At 51.1% G+C, this 19,902-nt stretch carries 19 protein-coding genes and 1 pseudogene; 11 read left to right on the top strand and 9 right to left on the bottom strand.

Annotation, left to right across the window (positions count from 1 at the left end; all coding sequences use genetic code 11):
* The first annotated feature begins 39 nt into the window (after nt 1–39).
* From minD to P1U47_RS08480, 4 genes are read left to right on the top strand one after another with little or no spacing between them, the layout of a single operon-like run.
* Nucleotides 40–855, top strand: coding sequence for a septum site-determining protein MinD (gene minD / locus P1U47_RS08495; RefSeq protein WP_301028326.1), 816 nt, complete (start codon nt 40–42; stop codon nt 853–855).
* On the top strand, nt 852–1,103 hold the full coding sequence (gene minE, locus P1U47_RS08490) for a cell division topological specificity factor MinE (RefSeq protein WP_301028325.1): 252 nt from the start codon (nt 852–854) through the stop codon (nt 1,101–1,103). Before minD ends, minE begins: the two co-directional genes overlap by 4 nt.
* 49 nt (nt 1,104–1,152) lie before the next feature.
* Nucleotides 1,153–1,794 (top strand): hypothetical protein, encoded by a 642-nt coding sequence (locus P1U47_RS08485; RefSeq protein ID WP_301028324.1) that lies wholly within the window; start codon nt 1,153–1,155, stop codon nt 1,792–1,794.
* 7 nt (nt 1,795–1,801) lie between these two features.
* Nucleotides 1,802–2,416, top strand: a complete 615-nt coding sequence (locus P1U47_RS08480; RefSeq protein ID WP_301028323.1) for a hypothetical protein — start codon at nt 1,802–1,804, stop codon at nt 2,414–2,416.
* A 21-nt stretch (nt 2,417–2,437) separates the two neighbouring features.
* On the opposite strand, the gene modA is transcribed toward P1U47_RS08480, so the two are convergent.
* Together modA and P1U47_RS08470 are read right to left on the bottom strand one after the other, a co-directional pair.
* Nucleotides 2,438–3,193 carry a molybdate ABC transporter substrate-binding protein gene (gene modA / locus P1U47_RS08475; RefSeq protein ID WP_301028321.1) on the bottom strand — a complete coding sequence of 252 codons (756 nt, stop codon included), beginning with the start codon at nt 3,191–3,193 and terminating at the stop codon, nt 2,438–2,440.
* Nucleotides 3,180–3,644 carry a YaiI/YqxD family protein gene (locus P1U47_RS08470; protein ID WP_301028319.1) on the bottom strand — a complete coding sequence of 155 codons (465 nt, stop codon included), beginning with the start codon at nt 3,642–3,644 and terminating at the stop codon, nt 3,180–3,182. Before P1U47_RS08470 ends, modA begins: the two co-directional genes overlap by 14 nt.
* A gap of 186 nt (nt 3,645–3,830) precedes the next feature.
* Between P1U47_RS08470 and P1U47_RS08465 the strand changes: the two genes are divergently transcribed.
* From P1U47_RS08465 to P1U47_RS08455, 3 genes are all read left to right on the top strand, one after another.
* Nucleotides 3,831–7,610 (top strand): response regulator, encoded by a 3,780-nt coding sequence (locus tag P1U47_RS08465; RefSeq protein ID WP_301028318.1) that lies wholly within the window; start codon nt 3,831–3,833, stop codon nt 7,608–7,610.
* Nucleotides 7,611–7,668: 58 nt separating this feature from the next.
* Nucleotides 7,669–8,853 carry a methyltransferase gene (locus tag P1U47_RS08460; protein ID WP_301028317.1) on the top strand — a complete coding sequence of 395 codons (1,185 nt, stop codon included), beginning with the start codon at nt 7,669–7,671 and terminating at the stop codon, nt 8,851–8,853.
* Nucleotides 8,854–8,923: 70 nt separating this feature from the next.
* Nucleotides 8,924–10,114: a class I SAM-dependent rRNA methyltransferase gene (locus P1U47_RS08455; RefSeq protein ID WP_301028315.1), complete on the top strand. Its 1,191-nt coding sequence runs from the start codon at nt 8,924–8,926 to the stop codon at nt 10,112–10,114.
* Nucleotides 10,115–10,135: 21 nt separating this feature from the next.
* On the opposite strand, the gene P1U47_RS08450 is transcribed toward P1U47_RS08455, so the two are convergent.
* Together P1U47_RS08450 and P1U47_RS08445 are read right to left on the bottom strand one after the other, a co-directional pair.
* A complete protein-coding gene (locus P1U47_RS08450; protein WP_301028313.1) occupies nt 10,136–10,681 on the bottom strand; it encodes a transposase in 546 nt (181 codons plus the stop codon).
* Nucleotides 10,682–10,751: 70 nt separating this feature from the next.
* A complete protein-coding gene (locus tag P1U47_RS08445; protein WP_301028310.1) occupies nt 10,752–11,783 on the bottom strand; it encodes an NADP(H)-dependent aldo-keto reductase in 1,032 nt (343 codons plus the stop codon).
* 211 nt (nt 11,784–11,994) lie between these two features.
* Here P1U47_RS08445 and P1U47_RS08440 point away from each other — a divergent pair, with 211 nt between their 5' ends.
* Both P1U47_RS08440 and P1U47_RS08435 read left to right on the top strand, forming a co-directional pair.
* A complete protein-coding gene (locus P1U47_RS08440; RefSeq protein ID WP_301028307.1) occupies nt 11,995–12,432 on the top strand; it encodes a MarR family transcriptional regulator in 438 nt (145 codons plus the stop codon).
* 13 nt (nt 12,433–12,445) lie between these two features.
* Nucleotides 12,446–13,285 (top strand): siderophore-interacting protein, encoded by an 840-nt coding sequence (locus P1U47_RS08435; RefSeq protein ID WP_301028305.1) that lies wholly within the window; start codon nt 12,446–12,448, stop codon nt 13,283–13,285.
* Here the strand turns inward: P1U47_RS08435 and P1U47_RS08430 are convergent.
* Nucleotides 13,207–14,244 (bottom strand): methyltransferase domain-containing protein, encoded by a 1,038-nt coding sequence (locus P1U47_RS08430; protein WP_301028304.1) that lies wholly within the window; start codon nt 14,242–14,244, stop codon nt 13,207–13,209. The two genes, P1U47_RS08435 and P1U47_RS08430, sit on opposite strands and share 79 nt — an antisense overlap.
* Before the next feature lie 28 nt (nt 14,245–14,272).
* Nucleotides 14,273–15,226 (bottom strand): arsenosugar biosynthesis radical SAM (seleno)protein ArsS, encoded by a 954-nt coding sequence (arsS, locus tag P1U47_RS08425; RefSeq protein WP_301028302.1) that lies wholly within the window; start codon nt 15,224–15,226, stop codon nt 14,273–14,275.
* Between the two features lie 345 nt (nt 15,227–15,571).
* On the opposite strand from arsS, the gene purE reads away from it, so the two are divergent.
* Complete coding sequence (gene purE, locus P1U47_RS08420) at nt 15,572–16,063, top strand: 5-(carboxyamino)imidazole ribonucleotide mutase (protein ID WP_301028300.1); 492 nt, start codon at nt 15,572–15,574, stop codon at nt 16,061–16,063.
* The gene (gene purK / locus P1U47_RS08415) at nt 16,063–17,136 is read left to right on the top strand and encodes a 5-(carboxyamino)imidazole ribonucleotide synthase (protein ID WP_301028298.1); all 1,074 of its coding nucleotides are present in this window, start codon (nt 16,063–16,065) and stop codon (nt 17,134–17,136) included. The genes purE and purK overlap by 1 nt, the downstream gene beginning before the upstream one ends.
* Nucleotides 17,137–17,211: 75 nt before the next feature.
* On the opposite strand, the gene P1U47_RS08410 is transcribed toward purK, so the two are convergent.
* The 3 genes and pseudogenes from P1U47_RS08410 to P1U47_RS08400 form a co-directional block, all read right to left on the bottom strand.
* Nucleotides 17,212–17,979, bottom strand: coding sequence for a complement resistance protein TraT (locus P1U47_RS08410; protein WP_301028296.1), 768 nt, complete (start codon nt 17,977–17,979; stop codon nt 17,212–17,214).
* 61 nt (nt 17,980–18,040) lie between these two features.
* Complete coding sequence (locus P1U47_RS08405) at nt 18,041–18,277, bottom strand: hypothetical protein (RefSeq protein ID WP_301028294.1); 237 nt, start codon at nt 18,275–18,277, stop codon at nt 18,041–18,043.
* 961 nt (nt 18,278–19,238) lie between these two features.
* Nucleotides 19,239–19,763, bottom strand: a pseudogene (locus P1U47_RS08400) (hemerythrin domain-containing protein); the annotation flags it as partial.
* Nucleotides 19,764–19,902 lie beyond the last annotated feature (139 nt).

Here is a 19,902-nt window from a genome sequence, read left to right as displayed (position 1 = left end):
CAAACACACATTCATTATGCCCTTAAAAGGATTAGACCCTTGGCCAAGATAATAGTAGTTACCTCAGGAAAAGGCGGCGTGGGCAAGACCACGACCAGCGCCGCGATCAGTAGCGGCATCGCCATGCGCGGCCACAAAACCGCGGTTATCGATTTTGATATTGGTCTGCGCAACCTCGACATTATTATGAATTGCGAACGCCGCGTGGTGTACGATTTTGTTAATGTGATCAACGGTGAAGCCAACCTTCGCCAGGCACTGATCAAAGACAAGCGCGCCGAAAATCTCTATATTCTGCCGGCCTCGCAAACCCGCGACAAAGACGCGCTCAGTGTAGAAGGTGTTGAGCGGGTATTAAAAGAACTGGCCGATGACGGCTTTGAATACATTATTTGCGACTCCCCCGCCGGCATTGAGCACGGCGCGTTTATGGCGATGTATTTTGCCGATATGGCCATTGTCGTCGCCAACCCTGAAGTCTCTTCGGTACGGGACTCAGACCGCATACTGGGCATTCTGCAAAGCAAGTCCCGTCGCGCCGAACAAGGCGAGCGCGTTGAAGAATGTCTGCTGCTGACCCGCTACAACCCCGAGCGCGTTGAAAAGGGCGAAATGCTCGGTGTTAAAGACGTAGAAGAAATATTGGCGACCAAGTTGCTAGGCGTTATTCCCGAGTCCGAAACTGTACTCAAGGCGTCCAACCAAGGTATTCCGGTCATTCACGACAAAGAAAGCCCCGCAGGCCAAGCCTATTCCGACGCTGTAGCGCGTATTTTGGGAGAGGAAGTGGAACACCGCTTTATGAGCGTAGAACAAAAAGGCCTGTTTCAACGACTGTTTCGGAGGAGCGCATGAGCATATTCGACTACTTCCGCAACGGTAAAAAAGACACAGCATCGATCGCCAAAGAGCGCTTGCAGATTATTGTCGCCCACGAGCGCAATCAACGCAGCCAGCCCGATTACCTGCCAAAATTACAGCAGGAGCTGCTCGACGTGATTCGCAAATACGTTGACGTAGACCAAGATCAGGTAGAAGTGCAATTAGACAACAATGGCAATTGTTCAGTATTAGAATTAAATATTGTGTTGCCTGATCGCTAAGAACGATCAAAATCGCTAGGTAACATTGGCTGGGAAATTTCCAGCCAATGTGAACGGAATCGCTGCCCTAGTCATCGCCATGAGCCTAAAAGACCTTTTTGCACTCGCTGCCATTGCCCTCACGTTTATTGGCTTTGCGCCGTATATTCGCGGCATTCACCGCGGCACCACCCAAGCCCATGTATTTTCATGGGTGATTTGGGGTATCACCACCGTTATTGTGTTTTTTGCCCAGCTCGATGCCAAGGGTGGCAGCGGCGCGTGGCCCATCGGAATTTCAGGCATTATCACCTTTTACATTGCCTTACTCGCGTTTCAACGCAAGGGCGACATAAAAATCACCCATAGCGACTGGCTGTTCTTTGGCGCGGCGCTGTCGTCGCTGCCCATTTGGTATTTGAGTGCTAGCCCGCTGTTTGCCGTAATAGTCCTCACTGCCGTCGACCTTTTGGGCTTTGGGCCAACACTGCGCAAGGCCTATCACCAGCCCTACGCCGAAAGCCTCAGTTTTTTCGGCCTGTTCGCCTTGCGCAATGGCTTGGTGATATTGGCGCTGGCCAGTTATTCGCTAACCACATTATTATTTCCCGCCGCAGTTGGGCTTGGCTGCCTGTTCTTGATAATATTAGTGCTATTTCGTCGTCATTTTTTAAGGGTCAATTCTGCCACTGGCAAGGACCTTTCTCGCTGAGTTTATTATGCGCGCACTGTTAATCTGTATATTCCTATTCAACCTACCCTCCATCGCGATGGCTTCCTCCTGTGAAGACAGTGAAGTTTACTCGGAAGCCCTGTTAAAGAGTGCCATCACCCACCTACTAGACAGCTACGGCGCCAACGCCGTTAAACAACCGGTAGAAAAGTGCAGCGCAGGGCCCGGCGCGCTGTGGAGTTTGACGCTAGCCCCACATGAAGAAGACGAGCACTTTCGATATTATCGGGTGGTGCGCTGTACGCCCCAAGCAGATAAATCGGCTAGTTCCGCCATGCAGTGCAGCAGTCAGGAGGGCCGACGCTTTAAGTATAACGGCCAGCATATTGACGCCAGTGCCGATGGCGAGATCGCCGAATTTGAACGCGTATTAGATTGTTTTAGCGAAGCCCTGCGCGGCGGCAAGGTAAAAATCAGCAAATACAACGCGCTGCTCGACAGCAATTTGAGCATTCCGCTGGGCATAAAAACCGACATCAGCGCCATCGCCGCCCAGCCACAGTTCCAGCGCTACACGGTTAAGGTGATGAATAATCAATATCGCTTCAGTGTAGAGCTAGACAAAGAGTACGGCTGTTTTATTGAACCGCTGCGCAGCTAATACCGTGAGCAGTACACAACGTTAGTCGGCCAGCAAATAACCGCTCGCGCTAATCAGCTCGCGGATCGGCGCACTCTGTAAAAATTGCATAAACTCAAGGGCGGCGGGCTTGTCTGCCGCTGGTGTTAATAGCACCGCGTCTTGACGAATGGGCGAATGCATTGTCGCTGGCACGAGCCACTGGGAGCCAATTTCCACTTGGCGACGATCGCGAAGCTGCGACAGCGCCACAAAACCCAGCTCGGCATTACCAGTGCTAATAAACTGGAAAGTCTGGGCAATATTTTCGCCCCTTACTATTTTCCCCGCCAAGGCCTCATAAAGCCCCAATTGGCTCAAAACCTCGACGGCCGCCTCGCCGTAGGGCGCGTGCAGGGGGTTGGCCAAGGCCAATGTTTTAAACAGACTGCCACGCAAAATAGCGGGGCTATTGTCGAATAAAGTGGGCTTTGGCGACCACAGCACCAATCTACCGATTGCATAGCTAAATTGGGAATCAGCCACCGCCAAGCCCTTTGCTACCAGCGCGCTAGGCTTGCTTGCATCTGCCGACAAAAACACGTCGAAGGGCGCACCGTAGCGTATTTGTGCAAAAATCTTACCCGAGGAAGACACCACCATATCAACTTGATGACCACTTTCCAGTTCGAATAAGCGGGCAATCTCACGCATCGGCGCGGCAAAATTAGATGCCAAGGCCACCCGCACGGTATCGGCCTGCAAAAAACCAGAAAACCAGAGGATGCAGCTAAGCAGAGCCAATCTAAGATTCTGCATATTGGCTGCGCAACCGGCTTAAATAGCGATCTAATTGATTGGCAAAGGCCTGCTTGTCTTGCTGGGCAAAGGGCGCCGCGCCACCACTGTGCACACCAGAGGAGCGCATGGTGTCCATAAAATCACGCATATTCAACTTGGCGCGAATATTGTCTTTATTAAACAGCTCGCCGCGCGGGGTCAGCGCCAGCGCGCCTTTTTCAATCACTTCCGCGGCAAGGGGGATGTCACTGGTAATCACCAAGTCGCCAGACTCTGCGCGGCGCACAATTTCATTATCTGCCACATCAAAACCGCTGCTCACCTGCACTGAGCTAATGTTAACGGCAGGCGGAACCCGTAGCGCTTGATTGGCGATAAGGGTCAGCGCCACCCCCGTTCGCTCTGCCGCGCGGAATAAAATATCTCTAATCACTACCGGACACGCATCCGCGTCTACCCACACTGTCATTACCGCCACCACCCAATATTCATCTAGCTGCTATTATCAATCGAATGCCGCGCAATGAACACCGCGCTATTACCCAAGAAAAGACCTAGGGGAAGTACGAATATTGTCCCCACCACCAACAATCTATGATGAAGCTCTTTGTTACGCCCAATTTATGTACAACCGAAGGCCGATGAGACCCCAGCTATGCCGCGTACGTCGCCAAACCAAAATCAAGTCGATACCGAGTCTAGCGAAGTGGATCAATTCCATAACCGGCAGTTCGCACGATTCAAATGGCTACAGCACACAGTGCTAGTACTCGCAGCGGTAATTCTATTGGGCGGCAGCCTGTACATCGACTACCTGAATAACAAGAATTACAAATGGCTATTCCGCGACAATATGCAAAACCAACTTAATTTAACGGCGAGCAAGTTAGAAGGGCTAGTTCTAGCGAACTTGCAAACCTCTAAAGGCATGGTTTCTGCGGTAAGAGCTAATCCCAATATCGACGCAGCGGGTTTTGCCCTTTATGCCGCGCCACTATTCGATGACAGTGTTCAGCTCAATAACATTACCGCCACCCAAAACTTAAAAATTAAATTTGTCTACCCGCTGGAAGGTAACGAAGCCGTCCTCAATTTTGATATTAGAGATCGCCCCGACCAATTAAAAGACTTACTGCGCGCCAGAGAAAGCGGCCAAGTCGTTCTCTCTGGCCCCTTCACGTTAATTCAAGGTGGCCAAGGGATTATCGCGCGCATCCCAGTTTTTGTGCCCCAAGACGCCACCGGCACTGAGTTACTTTGGGGAAGCATTTCTGCGGTCATTAATCTAAATCAACTTTACACCGCCATTGGTCTGTACTCGACGGACTTACCCATTAACATTGCCATTCGCAAAATCGGTCACGAGGCTGACTCTGACGCCACCCCGTTTCTTGGTAGCTCGGCGGCATTCACCTCAGCCGCAAGACCCGTTATTGCCGCAATATCGCTACCGTCAAACGAAGCGTGGGAGCTGGCAGGCGTTCCCAAACACGGCTGGCCATTAAAAGCCGACAACGCCACCACCGTGCGTATTGCGCTGGGGTTCGCCAGCACCGCTATCTATGCTCTGTTTATTACTGTTTTCCGTCTATTTAGTCGCCGCCAACGCCATAATTTGCTGCTGCATAGCCTGTTTGATACCGCTCCCATCGGTATCGCATTAAGTGACTTTAATACTGGCGAATTTTTACAGGTCAATAACGCTTTACTGAGCAGCACCGGCTATTCTAAAGAAGATTTTAACAACTTAAATTATTGGCAAATTACCGCCAGCAGCCCAGAGGAAGTAGAGCAATACCAGCTGCGTTCACTACAAAAATCCGGACGCTACGGCCCTTATGAGCGCGAATACATTCGCAAAGACGGTAGTAAGTTTCCCGTCCAATTGAATGGCGTATTAATTCAGGACAACAGCGGTCACTCCTTTGTATGGTCGATTATCGAAGACATCTCCGCCCAGAAAAGAGCCAGCGACATTGTTCAGCGCCAAGAGTCGCTTATGCGTTCAATGGGCGCACAAGCAAGAGTTGGCGCTTGGGAATACATGGTCGCAGACAATAAAATGTACTGGTCGCAAATGACCCGTAAAATTTTTCGCGCCGACGCCAACTTTATTCCTGATGTTGCGCAAATCCATACCTTTGCAAGCGGCCCAGAAGACCTCAGGCGCTTTAATCTCTCGGTTACAGATGCCATTCGCAAAGGCATCCCATTTAGCGACGAATTAAAAGTCATCACCGCAACGGGGCGCGAAACGTGGATACATATTACCGGCCAAGCCGAATTCAGCAATAAAACCTGTATCCGCTTATATGGCTCAGTTCAAGATATCGATAGCCGCCGCAAAGCCCGCGACGAGCTGATTATTGCCAAAGAGCAAGCTGAGGGCGCGGTGCGCGCAAAAAGTGAATTTTTGGCGGTAATGAGTCACGAAATTCGCACCCCAATGAACGGCGTGCTCGGTATGTTAAATTTGCTAGAAAACACCCCGCTAACGCAAGACCAAGGCCACAAAGTGCATATCGCCAAGAGCAGTGCGCGCTCGCTACTGGGCTTGATAGATGACATTTTAGATTTTTCTAAAGTGGATGCGGGAAAATTGCAACTTGAAAGTATTGAATTCGATTTGCGCCACGCCCTTGATGAGTTTGCCGAAAGCTTAGCCCATCATGCCCACGAAAAGGGCTTGGATTTAATCGTCGATCTAAGCGCAATCCCACTTTGCCGAGTTGTAGGAGACCCCACCAGACTCCGTCAAATCATTACTAATTTACTCGCCAACGCCATTAAATTTACCGAGCGCGGCGCGGTAATATTACGTGCTAGCTTGCGCGAAGAAGTCGATGGACTCCTGTTTAGCTGCGCCATTATTGATAGTGGCATTGGCGTGCCCGAGGCCGATCTTGGCAAGTTATTTTCACCCTTTTCGCAAATAGACAGCAGTACCACTCGCAAATACGGCGGCTCAGGCTTAGGGCTGTCTATTTGCAGCAAGCTTTGTGAGCTAATGGGTGGGAATATTCAGGTGCACAGCAGCCCAGATGAAGGCAGTACTTTTAGCTTTACGGTTCGCTTAGCACCGAGCGCCACCCTGCCGGACCCCGCCCCTCAGCTCGCCAGTTACAGCGTTGCGATTATTGACCACAGCGAGGCCTTCAGACACAGCTGCCGTCGCCAGTTGGAATGCTGGGACGCCACGGTTATTGACGCGAGCGACGACAAAACTGCGATCACCGCATTAGCATCGCCCCAATTAAAACACTGCGATCTTGTGTTACTGGATGAGCAGCTCGCCTGCGGCAGCGCTAACGAAGTCGCTGCGCGCCTGCGCCATCACCCCGCATTTACAAATGCGGCCATTGTGGTGCTTGGCAACAGCTATGAAAATGCCGCTCAGCCGCTGAATGAGCAATACATCAATGCCCGCTATTTGAAGCCCCTAGCAAGTAAAAATCTGCTTGCAGCCCTAAGCCTAACTAGCAGCGACAATTTACTGCGCCTAGCCATAGCCAAAACAACAGCGCAGACAATTCCACACCCCCCATCTGCAGACGCAATCAATAGTCACATTGCACCAGAATTTACTGGCCACAAAATATTACTGGTTGAAGATAATCCCATAAACCAAGAAGTGAGCCGCTGCATGCTCAATGAACTGGGCATTCCCGTCGATATCGCTAGCGACGGTATTATTGCCCTGCAAATGCTCTGTAACACCGACAAGCACTCACCCTATTCATTAATCTTAATGGACTGCCAAATGCCTAAAATGGATGGCTATGCGGTAAGTCGCCGCATACGTAATGGCGGTGCAGGCAATAACTATCGCAAAATTCCCATCATTGCCTTAACGGCCAACGCCATGAGCGGCGACAAGGAAAAATGCATTAGCGCCGGTATGAACGACTATCTCAGCAAGCCCATGGAAGCCGCCGACCTGCGCGAAAAACTCACCCAGTGGCTAAAAGGCGCAGCCCTCGAAATTGGGCCCGACCCCGCTAAAAAGCCGGCCCCCGCAGTAGCGCAAATTAACGCCAGCACAAGCAGCGACCCCGAAATATGGATAGCCGCTAAAGCACTGGAAAGTGCCATGGGCCGCAAAGACACCCTGCGCAAGTTACTGCAAATGTTTATTGATCAGCTCGACACCCAATTAAATGATTTTGCTCAAGCAGTGCAATATGAGGATATTACCCAAATAACTGACATCGCCCATGCCATAAAGGGCAGTGCTGGGCAATTGCATGGTCGTCGTTTACAACACAGCGCCGCCGCCCTTGAGCACGCAGATAAGCAGTGCGACCCCCAGCAACGAAAAGCACTGCAAGACGCCTTTTTGGCGGAGTGTCACACCTTAAAAGCCTGCTTTACGCAGTACCTGCAGGATCAGGATACCGGCCTAAAGCCTCCTAGCCGTCCCCACCCGGTGAGCTAAAGTTAAGTGCGACGCCAGAATAGCCAGCTATAATGGCCAAATTTTCCTGCTGGACATTATGGACTTCGCCCTTTGTGCCTCACGGCTAGACGCCCTACTGCTGCGCTACCAAGCGTGTTGGCAATTCAATGCCTATTCTGGCGCGGCGGCCCCGCACCTCGGCGATCACAGCGCGCTAACCGATTATTTACAAACCCTCAGCCATACCGACATACCGTATTTGCAGGGAGACGACCACGCGCTACTGCATGCATTAAAGCCCTACTTTTCGCCCGCAGCCGAACTCATTGAACTCATAGGGTTAGCGCCCATCTGCCCAAACTTACATCCCCAAGAACCACCCGCGGGTATACCTGGCCGTAAATGGCAGCAAATCAACGCATTCCTTGCCGCCCAAGCCGCCATGCATCGACCGGTTCTGGAATGGTGCTCTGGCAAAAGCTATTTAGGCGAGGCCATTCACCGGCGCTACCAACTGCCGATAACCGCGCTAGAAATTGATACGCAGCTGGTTGCGGCAGGCAATGCCCGCGCCCAAGGAAGTACGCCACTGCGCCAAATCATTCGCTGCGACGTGTTATCTGATGACGTTCATCAGCAGCTTTCACCAACCCAGCACCTTGTTGCCCTGCACGCCTGTGGTGGTTTACACCAGCGCCTGCTCAGCCTTGCGGTCGAGCACAGCGGCCCCCAGCTGAGCTTGGCGCCCTGTTGCTATCATCGCTTTACCGAAAACTATGAGCCGCTATCGCGGCAATTAAAGGCCTCTACACTGCGCATCAGCAACCATGATTTGCGCAGTGCGGTGCGGCAAACCAATACCGCGCGCAGCGGTGAAACCCAAGCCCGCAGAACCTTGCAAGCCTGGCATTTAGGTCTTCGCGAATTGCTGCCCCAACTCGGCATAGCCAAAACCACGCCACTGCCAAGCCTGCCGCAGCACTGGAGCAAACGCAGTTTTGGTGAGTTCGCCCAAGCGCTGCTCGACAAAAAAAACATAAACATCACACTCCCGACCGAGTTGGCCAACGCTGAACAAGCCGGTTGGCAACAGCTGCACCGCGCCGAAGCGATCGACTTAGTTCGCATGGCATTTCGCCGCGCACTTGAATTGCGCTGCGTACTCGACAGCCTGCTATTCCTGCAAGAAAATGGCTACCAGTGCACGCTCAGCGAGTTTTGCAGTCCCACTCTCAGCCCCCGCAATTTGCTTATTCAAGCGCAGAAAAGCCCATATACCTGAAAAGTTTCACCTCGCCTGCGATATCGACGATAATGCCCCCCGAATTCATCGCCCTGCCCAGGAATACACTATGAGCCTCCAACGCCTACGCCTCGCCAAAAATGAAGACAAACGCCTGCGCAGCGGCCATTTGTGGATTTACAGCAACGAGGTCGACACCACCGCAACGCCGCTGCGCAACTTCAGCGCTGGCGAACAAGTGGTGGTTGAAAACCAGCAGGGCAAAGTTATGGGCGTTGCCTATGTCAATCCACAGTCGCTTATTTGCGCCCGTATGATGACCAACGACGAACGTCCTGTTGACCTCAACACCCTTAAAAAGCGGATTAAATCGGCGCTCGCCCTGCGCGAGCAATTGTTTGATCAGCCCTGCTACCGGCTCATTTATGGCGAAAGCGATTTGCTGCCCGGCCTTGTGGTTGACCGCTTTGGCGACCACCTGTGTGTACAGCTCAATACCGCCGGTATGGATGCCATGCGCGATGTTGTTATTGAAGCCTTAGTTCGCATGTTGCAACCCACATCCATACTCCTGCGCAATGATGCGTCGGTTCGCAAGCTCGAAGGCCTGCCGCTGGAAGTGGTCACCGCCTACGGCGAAGTGCCCGAAGAAGTTGAGCTGATTGAAAATGGCGTGCGCTTTTTAGCGCCGCTGGCCGCCGGCCAAAAAACTGGTTGGTTCTACGACCAGCGCCCCAACCGCGAGTGGCTGCGCAATATTGTGCCTGGCAAGCGGGTGCTCGACGTCTTTAGTTATGTGGGTAGCTTTGGGGTGCAGGCCGCAGTGTTTGGCGCCGACGACGTGTGGTGCGCCGATATTTCTGAAAGCGCGCTAGACATGGTTCACAAAAATGCCGAGCTCAATGGTGTGGCCGACAAGCTCAGCACCGTACAGGGCGATGCCTTCACCACCTTAAAATCACTCAAAGAAGCCGACGAGCGCTTTGACGTGATCATTGTTGACCCACCGGCGTTTATCAAACGCAAAAAAGATCAAAAAGAGGGAATGCTCGCCTATCGGCGCATTAACGAGATGGCCATGCGCCTGCTCAATGATGGCGGCTTTCTCATCTCTGGCTCTTGCTCTATGCACATGCCCCGCGAAGAGCTGCTGGATTTAGTGCGCGCCTCGGCAAGACATATTGACCGTCACGCCCAAATTCTTGCCGAAGGCATGCAGGGTATGGATCACCCCGTTCATTCAGCTATTCCAGAAACCCGCTATCTTAAAGCCGTATTAAGCCGTATCTCTCGAGCGTAAACTCGCCCGTGGGGTAGCCAGCTAAGGCCGCCCCACTGGCTCAGCTCCCTCCAACACCAGTTCGTCCTCTGGACTTGCGCACCAGTCTTCGGCTAACAAGTGATTGCGCACATAGCGATGAAAGCTCGAATAGGGCCAATCCGCTACACGTTCAACCAGCCCGTGTTTGAGCGGGGCGTAGTGAATAAAATCAATATACCGAAGTAATTCCCGCTGACTTTGAATTTGAAATTCATGGTATTTTCGCGACCAAACGCTCTGCTTACGACGGTGCAATCTATTGCGACTGCGAACTTCGTCGGGAGATAGATTATTTAAAAACAAAGCCTTAAATTGCGTCCAGCGCTGAGAGCTACCCTCATCGCCCGGCGGCAAACTCCAAATGCAGTGCACTTGTTCGGGTAAAACCACCATCGCAATAATATCGAAAGGCTGCCTGTCACAAACGCCTTTAATGGCGGACCGTAGTGAATCGATATTACGGGTTAAGGTTTCGCGATGCTGGCCATGTAAACTTTGTGAAAAAAAATAAATTTGACCTTCAATTTGCGAGATCGATATAGGCATGGTTTGTCCTCCTTGACAGCACACGCTTTATTTTTCTTATCGTTTATTCCGCTAGGCCGGCACCATACTATTATGGCGCCGGATTCGCTATGCGCCGATGAATACCTGCTATACCCTTCAACACCTCTTCACTCAAACACAAATCAACACTGGCAATATTTTCTTTAAGCTGCGCCATGGTGGTCGCGCCAATAATAGTGCTGGTCACGAAGCGCTGCTGATTAACAAAAGCCAAGCTCATTTGCGCGGTTGATAAACCGTGTTGCTCGGCCAGTGCAATATACTCTTCAGTTGCTGCGTCAGTCAGGGCATTACTATAGCGCTGGAAGCGCTCAAATAAGGTAATACGGGCATCTGCCGGACGGGCGCCATGGCGATATTTGCCACTCAGCATACCAAACGCCAGTGGCGAATAAGCCAGCAGACCAACGTGTTCACGAATGGCCATTTCTGCCAAACCAATCTCAAAGGTGCGGTTCAGTAAGCTATAGGGGTTTTGAATACTGGCCACACGGGGCAGGCCGTACTGTTCAGCCAAGCGCAAATAACTCATTAGCCCCCATGGGGTTTCATTGCTGATACCCACCGCCCTCACCTGCCCACCATCAACCAGCTCGGCGAGGGTTTCTAAAATCTCGTGGATCGCCGGCTCAGCATCGCCATCAGTGTGCTGATACCCTAGCTTGCCAAAATAATTGGCCGAGCGATTAGGCCAGTGTATTTGATATAAATCGACATAATCGGTTTGCAGTCGCGCTAAATTGCCTTCAAACGCCGCCAAAATTCCCGCGCGATTTAACGGCTTGGCATCGCGAATATGAGCGTGGCCAGGACCAGCCGCCTTGGTCGCCAGCACTATATCGCTGCGCTTGCCGCCCTGTTTAAACCATTCGCCAATATATTGTTCTGTGCGTCCCTGAGTTTCGGCAATGGGCGGCACTGGGTACATTTCTGCGGTGTCAAAAAAGTTAATGCCTTGCGACACAGCATAGTCCATTTGCTCAAAGGCCTCGTCTTGGGTGTTTTGCTGCCCCCAAGTCATGGTGCCCAAGCAAATTTCGCTAACACTGATACCCGTTCGTCCCAATTCACGCATTTTCATATTCACCTCCAATTCGGCCCGCTATCTAATCATAGCTATTTATATTATTCCCCATAGTGTACGGCAATTACGATGGCGATAAACAAGCAAGATATTCTCTTGACCACCGACGCCCAGCAATAATAACTGCGCCTGCCACAACAGCAAACTAGTTGACACCGTCAACAAAACTAAATATAGTTGATTTTATCAACCAGATCGAGATTGCAGCATGCCCGTACAAGCACTCAACGAAATTTTGCACAGCCTTACCCATGCCTACAAGTTGGGGCTACGCTCAGGCATTAAAACCCAGCAAATTCCGCTGCCAGTCACGCATATTCGTGCACTAAAAGGCATTCGCCACAACCCACACTGCACTGCGCAATCGATTGCGCAACGCATGCAGCGCGACAAGGCGCAAATTACTCGGGTGCTAAACGAGCTACACCAAGAGGACTTCATTAGCAAAATAGACAATCCCGCCGACCGCAGAAGCCAGCTACTCCGACTGACCACAAAGGGCGAGAAGATCGTCTCACAGCTCGACACCGTAGAGCAGCAAACCCGTAAAACCATGACCGCCAATATTAGCGACGAAGAGATAGCCGTATTTATTCGTATCGCAAACACCATGATTAGCAATCTCAGCGAAAACACCGCGCAATGAGGGGAGCATAGCAATGAGCAAACCAGCACCGAGAACACTTGAAGTAATCCGCAGCTGCCAACTTAGCCCGCACATGCGCCGAGTGACCCTTGGTGGCGAGGGCATCGCGAGCTTTCCCGCCGACCAAGAGAGCGCGTATATAAAGCTGATTTTTCCGCGGCCTAATGCCGCGCGCCCCTTAATGCGAACCTACACGGTGCGCCATCAACGGGAACGGGAAATTGATGTGGATTTCGTTATTCACGAAGCCGCAGGCCCTGCCTCGGCATGGGCGCGCACTGCTCAAAAAGGAGATCAAATTTTAGTTGGCGGGCCTGGGCCAAAAAATATCATCGACACTGGGGCCGATTGGTTTCTGATGGTTGGCGATATGACCGCGCTGCCAGCGATAAGCGTCAATATGGCACTGCTGCCGCAAGATGCCCGTGGCTATGTTGTTATTGAAGTGCTCGACGAGCGCGACATTCCAACTCTAGCGCCAAGAGAGAACTTAGAAGTGCACTGGCTCATCAAGCCCCACGCAGATTCCAGCAGTGACGCGCTGCTAAATTACGTGGCAAGTTTAACGTGGTTACCTGGCAAGGTTTCAGCGTGGGTCGCCTGTGAATTCAGCTCTATGCGCCAGCTGCGCAAGTACCTGAAACAAACACGGCAACTAGGCAAATCTCAGCTGTATATTTCTAGCTATTGGAAAATCGGCAATGACGAAGATCAGCACAAAGTAGAAAAACGGCAGGATTCAGAACAGCTGGAAATGGCGAACGAATACTTGCCTCAACAGCAGGCAACACCGCCATCAAGCCCAGCCACATCAAAGGGTAATCCCACGCCGCAGCCCTCAAAAATACCGTAGTGGCGGCTAAAGTCGCCCACAAAATCAAAGTGCGATGAAAAACGAGTGTCGTGCAGCATTCGCCAAGTATTACCACAAACGGGGAAGACTTTGCCGATCTGAATATTGTGGTGTTTATCAAGTACAAAACGATGAGGACTTCCCGCAATGCTGCCTCGATATACAACCGCCTGCCCGTAATCCTCGCAATCACTTTCTAAGGCATCCAGATTAAAAAGACGATACGTTGCCGAAAAGAATTGAATATTTCCGCAGCGCGCGGCAAGCACAGGATCAGTAATATCTAAGGGACGGTCTTCTACCAAGCGCGAATCACTAAATCCCTGGCGTTTGGCTAATTGAATAAAATCATTCCAATACAAGGCGCCGCCCAAACATTCGCCGTACAGTACCGGATCATTTTTTACCGTTTCGGGTATACGCCGATCAGCATAAACATCAGAAAAATAAAATTCGCCACCGGGCTTTAATAGGCGTTTAACGCTTCGCAACACCGCATCTTTGTCTGGCGATAAATTTATAACGCAATTCGAAACCACCACATCGAAGCTGCCCGCGGCCAAATCCAGCTCGTCGAGTTTTTCAATAAAACCTTTTATAAAACGTACATTATCAAAACCGAATTTGTCGGCGTGGTAGCCTTGATATTGCGTGGCGATGGCGAGTTGTTCATCGGTCATATCCACCCCCACCACTTCGCCACTAGCGCCCACCATTTGCGCCAGCGCGTATACATCGCGGCCACTGCCGCAGCCTAAATCCAATACTCGGCAACCTTCCAAGAGTGGCGGACAAACCAAGCCACAGCCGTAATAGCGCGAGAGCACGTCGTCGTGAATATTACTTAATAAGGGCTTTAGCCAATCTGGCATCGCAGTAAAGTCGCAGCAGGCGGTGGTTTTTAAATCGGCAGAACTCTGTAATTGTTTGCCGTAATAATCTTGAACGAGATCGTGCATACGCCACCTATTATAATGTTAAGACTATTTACAGCGCGCCACCGCAGCTGCTGCCCTGACCCGCCGTGCAGCCAAAGCAGTGGTCTGCTATCGCAATTTCATCGCCATCTAAATTAGACACTAGCAAATCACGCAGATGCCGCACGGCCTGGTTCGGCAGCGGCAATTCCAGTTGCTGATTAAAATCGCAGTCGTATAAATTTCCCAGCCAATCCACACTCACTAAATTACGGCACATCACCGAGTCTAAATTAGCAGCGCTGTAATTGGTTTTTAATAAATCCATATACGGCGCGAATTGCCCCTTTGAAACAAGGGTAGAGCCAAAGCGCTTTATAGGCATATTGGCCAGCGCAAAGAGGTGATTAAATTCAATGCCAAAATGCGCCATTAGCTCGCGGCGGTAATCCGCTTCCAGCGCTTGTTGATTGGGCGGCAACGATGGCCCCTGGGGGTTGTATACCAAATTCAGCGTTAGGCCAGAGCCCGCTTTGCCATAACCCAGTGAATTGAGCAGTTGCAAGCCGGCAATACTCTTATCGAATACCCCTTCGCCGCGCTGGGCATCGACATTTTCTAGGGAGTAACACGGCAGCGAGGCCACAATTTCCACTTTGTGGGCCGCCAAAAATTCCGCCAAGCCATCTTGGCCGGGCTCAAATAAGATGGTGAGGTTGCAGCGATCAATCACCTTTACCCCCAATGCCGATGCCGCGCTTACCAGCTCGCGAAATTGCTCATGCAGCTCTGGGGCGCCGCCGGTTAGATCGAGGGTTTTGATTTGCCGCGCCGTTAACACCTTAGGGATTAACGCCAAGGTATCGGCCGCCATCATTTCGGTGCGCGTTGGCCCCGCATTTACATGGCAGTGCAGGCAGCGCTGATTGCACTTATAGCCTAAATTAACCTGCAAAATATCTAAGTGCCGGCGCGCTATCGCCGGAAAGTCGCTATGCGCCAATAAAGGCAAAGTGTCGTGCATATCTATCCTGTATTTTGCTAGTGGTATTATTAGGCGCTGCGAGCCGGTGTTTGTTACAAAAGTACTTCACTAATCACTCTACGCAGCAATAAGCACAGCAGACCATAAGACATATCGCTATGCCGGTGCAAAAATCCGCTTGCCGCGCAATTTCTTTGATTTGCCACCGCCACCCGCCGCATATTTATTTTTCTAATTAATACAATATGTTGGAAGCAACTCTTAATTTTACAGACAACTTTGAATCCCCCCAAAATTCCGCTTTTGCCAAGATTTGCGTCCAGATTCGGCCTCTGGCGATAATTCCCGTATAATACGCGGCTTTCACGCGAAGAGAGCCAAGCAATGACCGCAAAAGTTGCCCTGATCATGGGTTCAAAAAGTGACTGGGAGACCATGCGCCCAGCCACCGAGATCATGAGCGAACTCGGCGTTGAGCACCACGTCGAAGTGGTATCTGCCCACCGCACCCCCGATAAACTGATGGAATTTGCCGATCAGGCGATTGCACGTGGCTTCGAGGTCATTATTGCTGGCGCAGGCGGCGCAGCACACCTACCAGGTATGGTTGCCGCCAAAACGCGATTACCCGTATTAGGTGTGCCGGTACAAAGCCGCGCCCTTAGCGGTGTAGACAGCTTGCTCTCTATCGCCCAAATGCCAAAAGGTATTGCGGTTGGCACCTTGGCCATTGGCAGTGCAGGCGCTTTTAATGCCGGCCTACTGGCCTGCCAAATTTTGGCGCTGCATGACACCGCACTTGCGAGCAAATTAGAAGCCTTTCGCGCCAAGCAAACCCAGGATGTGCTCGACAATCCGGACCCGAGGGACGCGTAATGCCAACGGTATGGGTTCTCGGCGCAGGCCAATTAGGCGCCATGCTAAAACAGGCCGCTTATCCGCTAGCGCTCAACGTTGAGCCTATTGAGCCTGATAGTGAGTACTTACCTGAAATAGCCGCTCACGACGTTGTTACCGTTGAGCGCGAACAGTGGCCCGACACCCCTGTGACTCGCCACCTGAGCAGCCAAGCCGGCTTTATTAATGCCGACATCTTCGGCCGCATCGCCGACCGCTTTCATCAAAAAACCATGCTCGACGATTTGGCGATCAGCACCGCGCCATGGCGAGTGGTGAATACCGACTGCAGCGCCCAAGACCTGCACGCAGACCTTGGCCCCCACGTGTTGCTCAAGCGCCGCGAAGGCGGCTACGACGGCAAGGGCCAGCACTGGCTGCATCAAGATGACGGCGGCGCCATTCCCGCCGATTGGCTAGGCACCGGTATTGCCGAACAGAAAATCCCCTTTGACGAAGAATTGTCGCTGGTGGGCGCAAGGGATGCCGAGGGCAATAAAGTCTTTTACCCGCTGACCCTCAATTTGCACGTCAACGGTATTTTAATGGCATCGATCGCCCCGCTAAGCCGCGTGAGTCACCTTCAGCCACAGGCCGAAGCGATGCTAGGCAAAATTATGGACAGCAGCGGCTATGTCGGCGTGATGGCCATGGAATGCTTTAGAGTTGGCGATGCATTGATGGTAAATGAACTGGCACCACGAGTTCATAATAGCGGCCACTGGACTCAGGCCGGCGCCTGCGTTAGCCAGTTTGAAATGCATTTGCGGGCAGTGAGTGGCCTACCGCTAAAGGCGCCCGATGTGCGCGGGCAGAGCGTGATGATTAACGTCATTGGCGTAGAGCGCGACACCCGCTGGTTAAAAATCCCCGCCACTCAATGCTACTGGTATGGCAAAGACGTGCGCCCTGGCCGCAAGCTCGGCCACATCAACCTCAATCACCCGCAAAAGCGTGTTGTGCAAACCGCTTTAAACGAATTGCACACCTTGCTGCCCGCCAATTACGACGACGTGTTTGCTTGGGTTGAACGGGAATTGAGCCGCGCCTGAGTCGCTAGCGAAATTGAAGCACCCTTAGGTTTTAGGTTCTAAAACTAAAGGGCGCTTCCTCTTTATGACGAACAGTTAAAAGAATCCTGCCATAGCATAAGCTGTTTTCTGGAACATCGATTCCTGAGCTTCCACCAATTCAAGATTGGCCTTGTTGGCAGTCGTAACTATGCGTGTGCGGTAATCCTTTCGGTCCGTGACCTCTGACACCCGCGACATACTCGAGCCGCTGTCGGAAGCTTGGTTATTTAGTTGAGTATCTCTACGCACATAAACGCCGTCAGCTACCCGCTCGCGAATTGAAATATCGCAAACCAACATAAAGGTCACGTCTTTAACAAGGGCGTTGGCAACCATAGACAAACCTGATGCGGCAACTGCCCCCAGCGCGGCGCCACCCCAACCATGCCCCCGATTTGCACCAATCACCGCACCTACCGCACCGCCCGCAAGAGCCTCGCCGCCACCAACATAGCCTTCTTGTAATGCTGATTGGGCTGCGCTGAGGTTCCCTTCCTCGAGGTTCAATACATAAACCAGCATTTGGAAATGCGCCTGATCAGGGTCATCAACAATACGATAGCCCTTGTCACTTGCAGCAAACTGCTCGCGAATAACACGGGTAAAAGCGTTGCGATCAAACTCCATTACGCCACTGCGCACGTCGAGATATACCGTTCGCTTATCACGGCTAACGGGGTCGACAAATACCGAGGTACTGGTCTTAGTTTGAACCTCAAGGTCTTTTTTACCTAGGGCCACGCTGGTAGCAGCACAGCCGCTCAACAAGGACAGCGACAGCAAACCGGCAAGAATATAGGCATAGGACAAGATGTGTTTCACGATGATGAGCTCCCTGTGAATATGATGCAAAGTAGTTGCGCGTCCATGCGCAACTTAACTGTTACCAATAGCGGCCGTAATAGCGGTGGTGATAAATGCAGTTTCGGTAATGGTTGTACTGATAGCCGTGGTACCGCGTTAGCCGAGCACAGTTCCACCCAGGCTGCCAGTACGACGGCGGCGTCACTACCGGTTTAACTTTTTTCTTTAATGCCTCTTCAGCGTAGGCCTTAGCTTTATTAACATCACCAGGGTCGAAGGGGGCGGCAAACACTTCTGCATTCAAGGACTGTTGCATCGCGGCTCGCGCAGCATCGTCCGCCCATACTAAAGTAGGTAATAATATTACAGTAGAGAGACAGACAAGCCTAAGCCACCGTGGCGGTCGAAATTTGAAAACAACATTCCATGTCATTATCATTGCTCCGTGCATTTGATTTCCAAATGCTATCAGCCTTATTAAATTGAGTACACCTTTATAGCGCAATATTGCTTCGCCAAAATACCCCAACGAATTTCAGGAAACACCCAAAAACAACAATTTTTATAAGGTAAAAGCGTTTTTACGATTGTAAAAAATAACGCCAAAGTCCTTTCAGCACGAACAGAATTAATATGCGAGGACGCCGATCGTCACCAAAATATAAATGACATAAATAATGAACTGTGTGTAATAGCTATTTTTGTCCTAATATTGTGCAGCTCCGCACATACAGTAAAACCTGCAGAAAATGGCCACTTAGCATTAAGAGCCAACAAGGCCTACTCCTTGTATCTGCACAGCAGCGCCCACAAAAAATCACAGTTTTAAGCGTAAATGAGCGCAGTTTCATTGACTCACTTGGCCACGCACTCTGTAGACAATAGCCGGGAAATGAATGAGGAAAGGTTCAGCGGTTTCAAGCTACAGGACTAATCCTAGCCAGCTTTATAATATTGGCTAACCTTTTACTGAAGAGACATTAAATAAAAAATTTGATGAGCGAAGGCGCTTGAGCGGCAGGTAAATGGCTAGGCTCTAAATTGCGCAAGCCGTACATAGCAATAAAATTGTCATTTAGCAATTTACTTAAAGTCTGCGGTTCATTCAAACCGAACGCGGTTTGCTATGAAGCACTTATGAAATTAGGCAAGCCCGCAACAGATTCCAAATTAGCGCAAATAAACTAGCGGTAAGCAGCGAACTGATCGCCGTCAAAACAATATTATTGGCGCTCGCACACCACCTATTCAGATATCAGCTCGCCGCGGCGGGGCGCCTAACGTAACCCCAAGTGCTGACTTAACTCGCGATAACTTTCGACATAGTGGGGATGGAATAGCGGATCGTCGATGTATTTCACTTTACTCGCCACGCGCTGCCAGTCTTCGTCGCTCAGATATTGGTCAAAGAGAGGCATTATGTGCTTGTCTTCAGTCTCTAGATGGACAAACTGAAGGTCGTAATAGCGGGCGAGCTGTTCCTTAACGCGGGAAATCGGCACCGCATGATCGTTGTAAATCATGTCAAACAGTTTGACGAGCTCGCGGGTTTCTTTTTCAATTTCAATGTGTTGGTGGCGAATACGCTGAATCATATTGTTGTCGCCTAAATTTCGCTCTTCCAGAATATCCATCGCCGCTTCTTCGGTTGGATGATGGAAGACTTGTGGATATTCGCTAATATAATCCAGCGCCTCAAGAATATTGGTAAGATCAGTTTGCCGCAATGTATCATCGTAGAGAGTGACTTCGTCGCGCAAAAAACGCAGTAGAATTCTGAGGTGTCGGTGATCGCTAACGAGCTGTTTATAAGGCTGCTTCTAGGGAGTGGTACCAGAGTTCGTCCTAGTGTGTTTTTCTAACAGCAGTTGACGCAAGTGCTAATTAAGCACTTCATGATTCAGATCAAAATTACCTCAAAAAAAGCGCCCTACGCTAAAC

Origin of the sequence: Zhongshania sp., assembly GCF_029212375.1 — a bacterium.
In the GTDB taxonomy this organism is placed as follows: domain Bacteria; phylum Pseudomonadota; class Gammaproteobacteria; order Pseudomonadales; family Spongiibacteraceae; genus Spongiibacter.
This window is presented reverse-complemented; position numbering and strand designations above follow the sequence as displayed.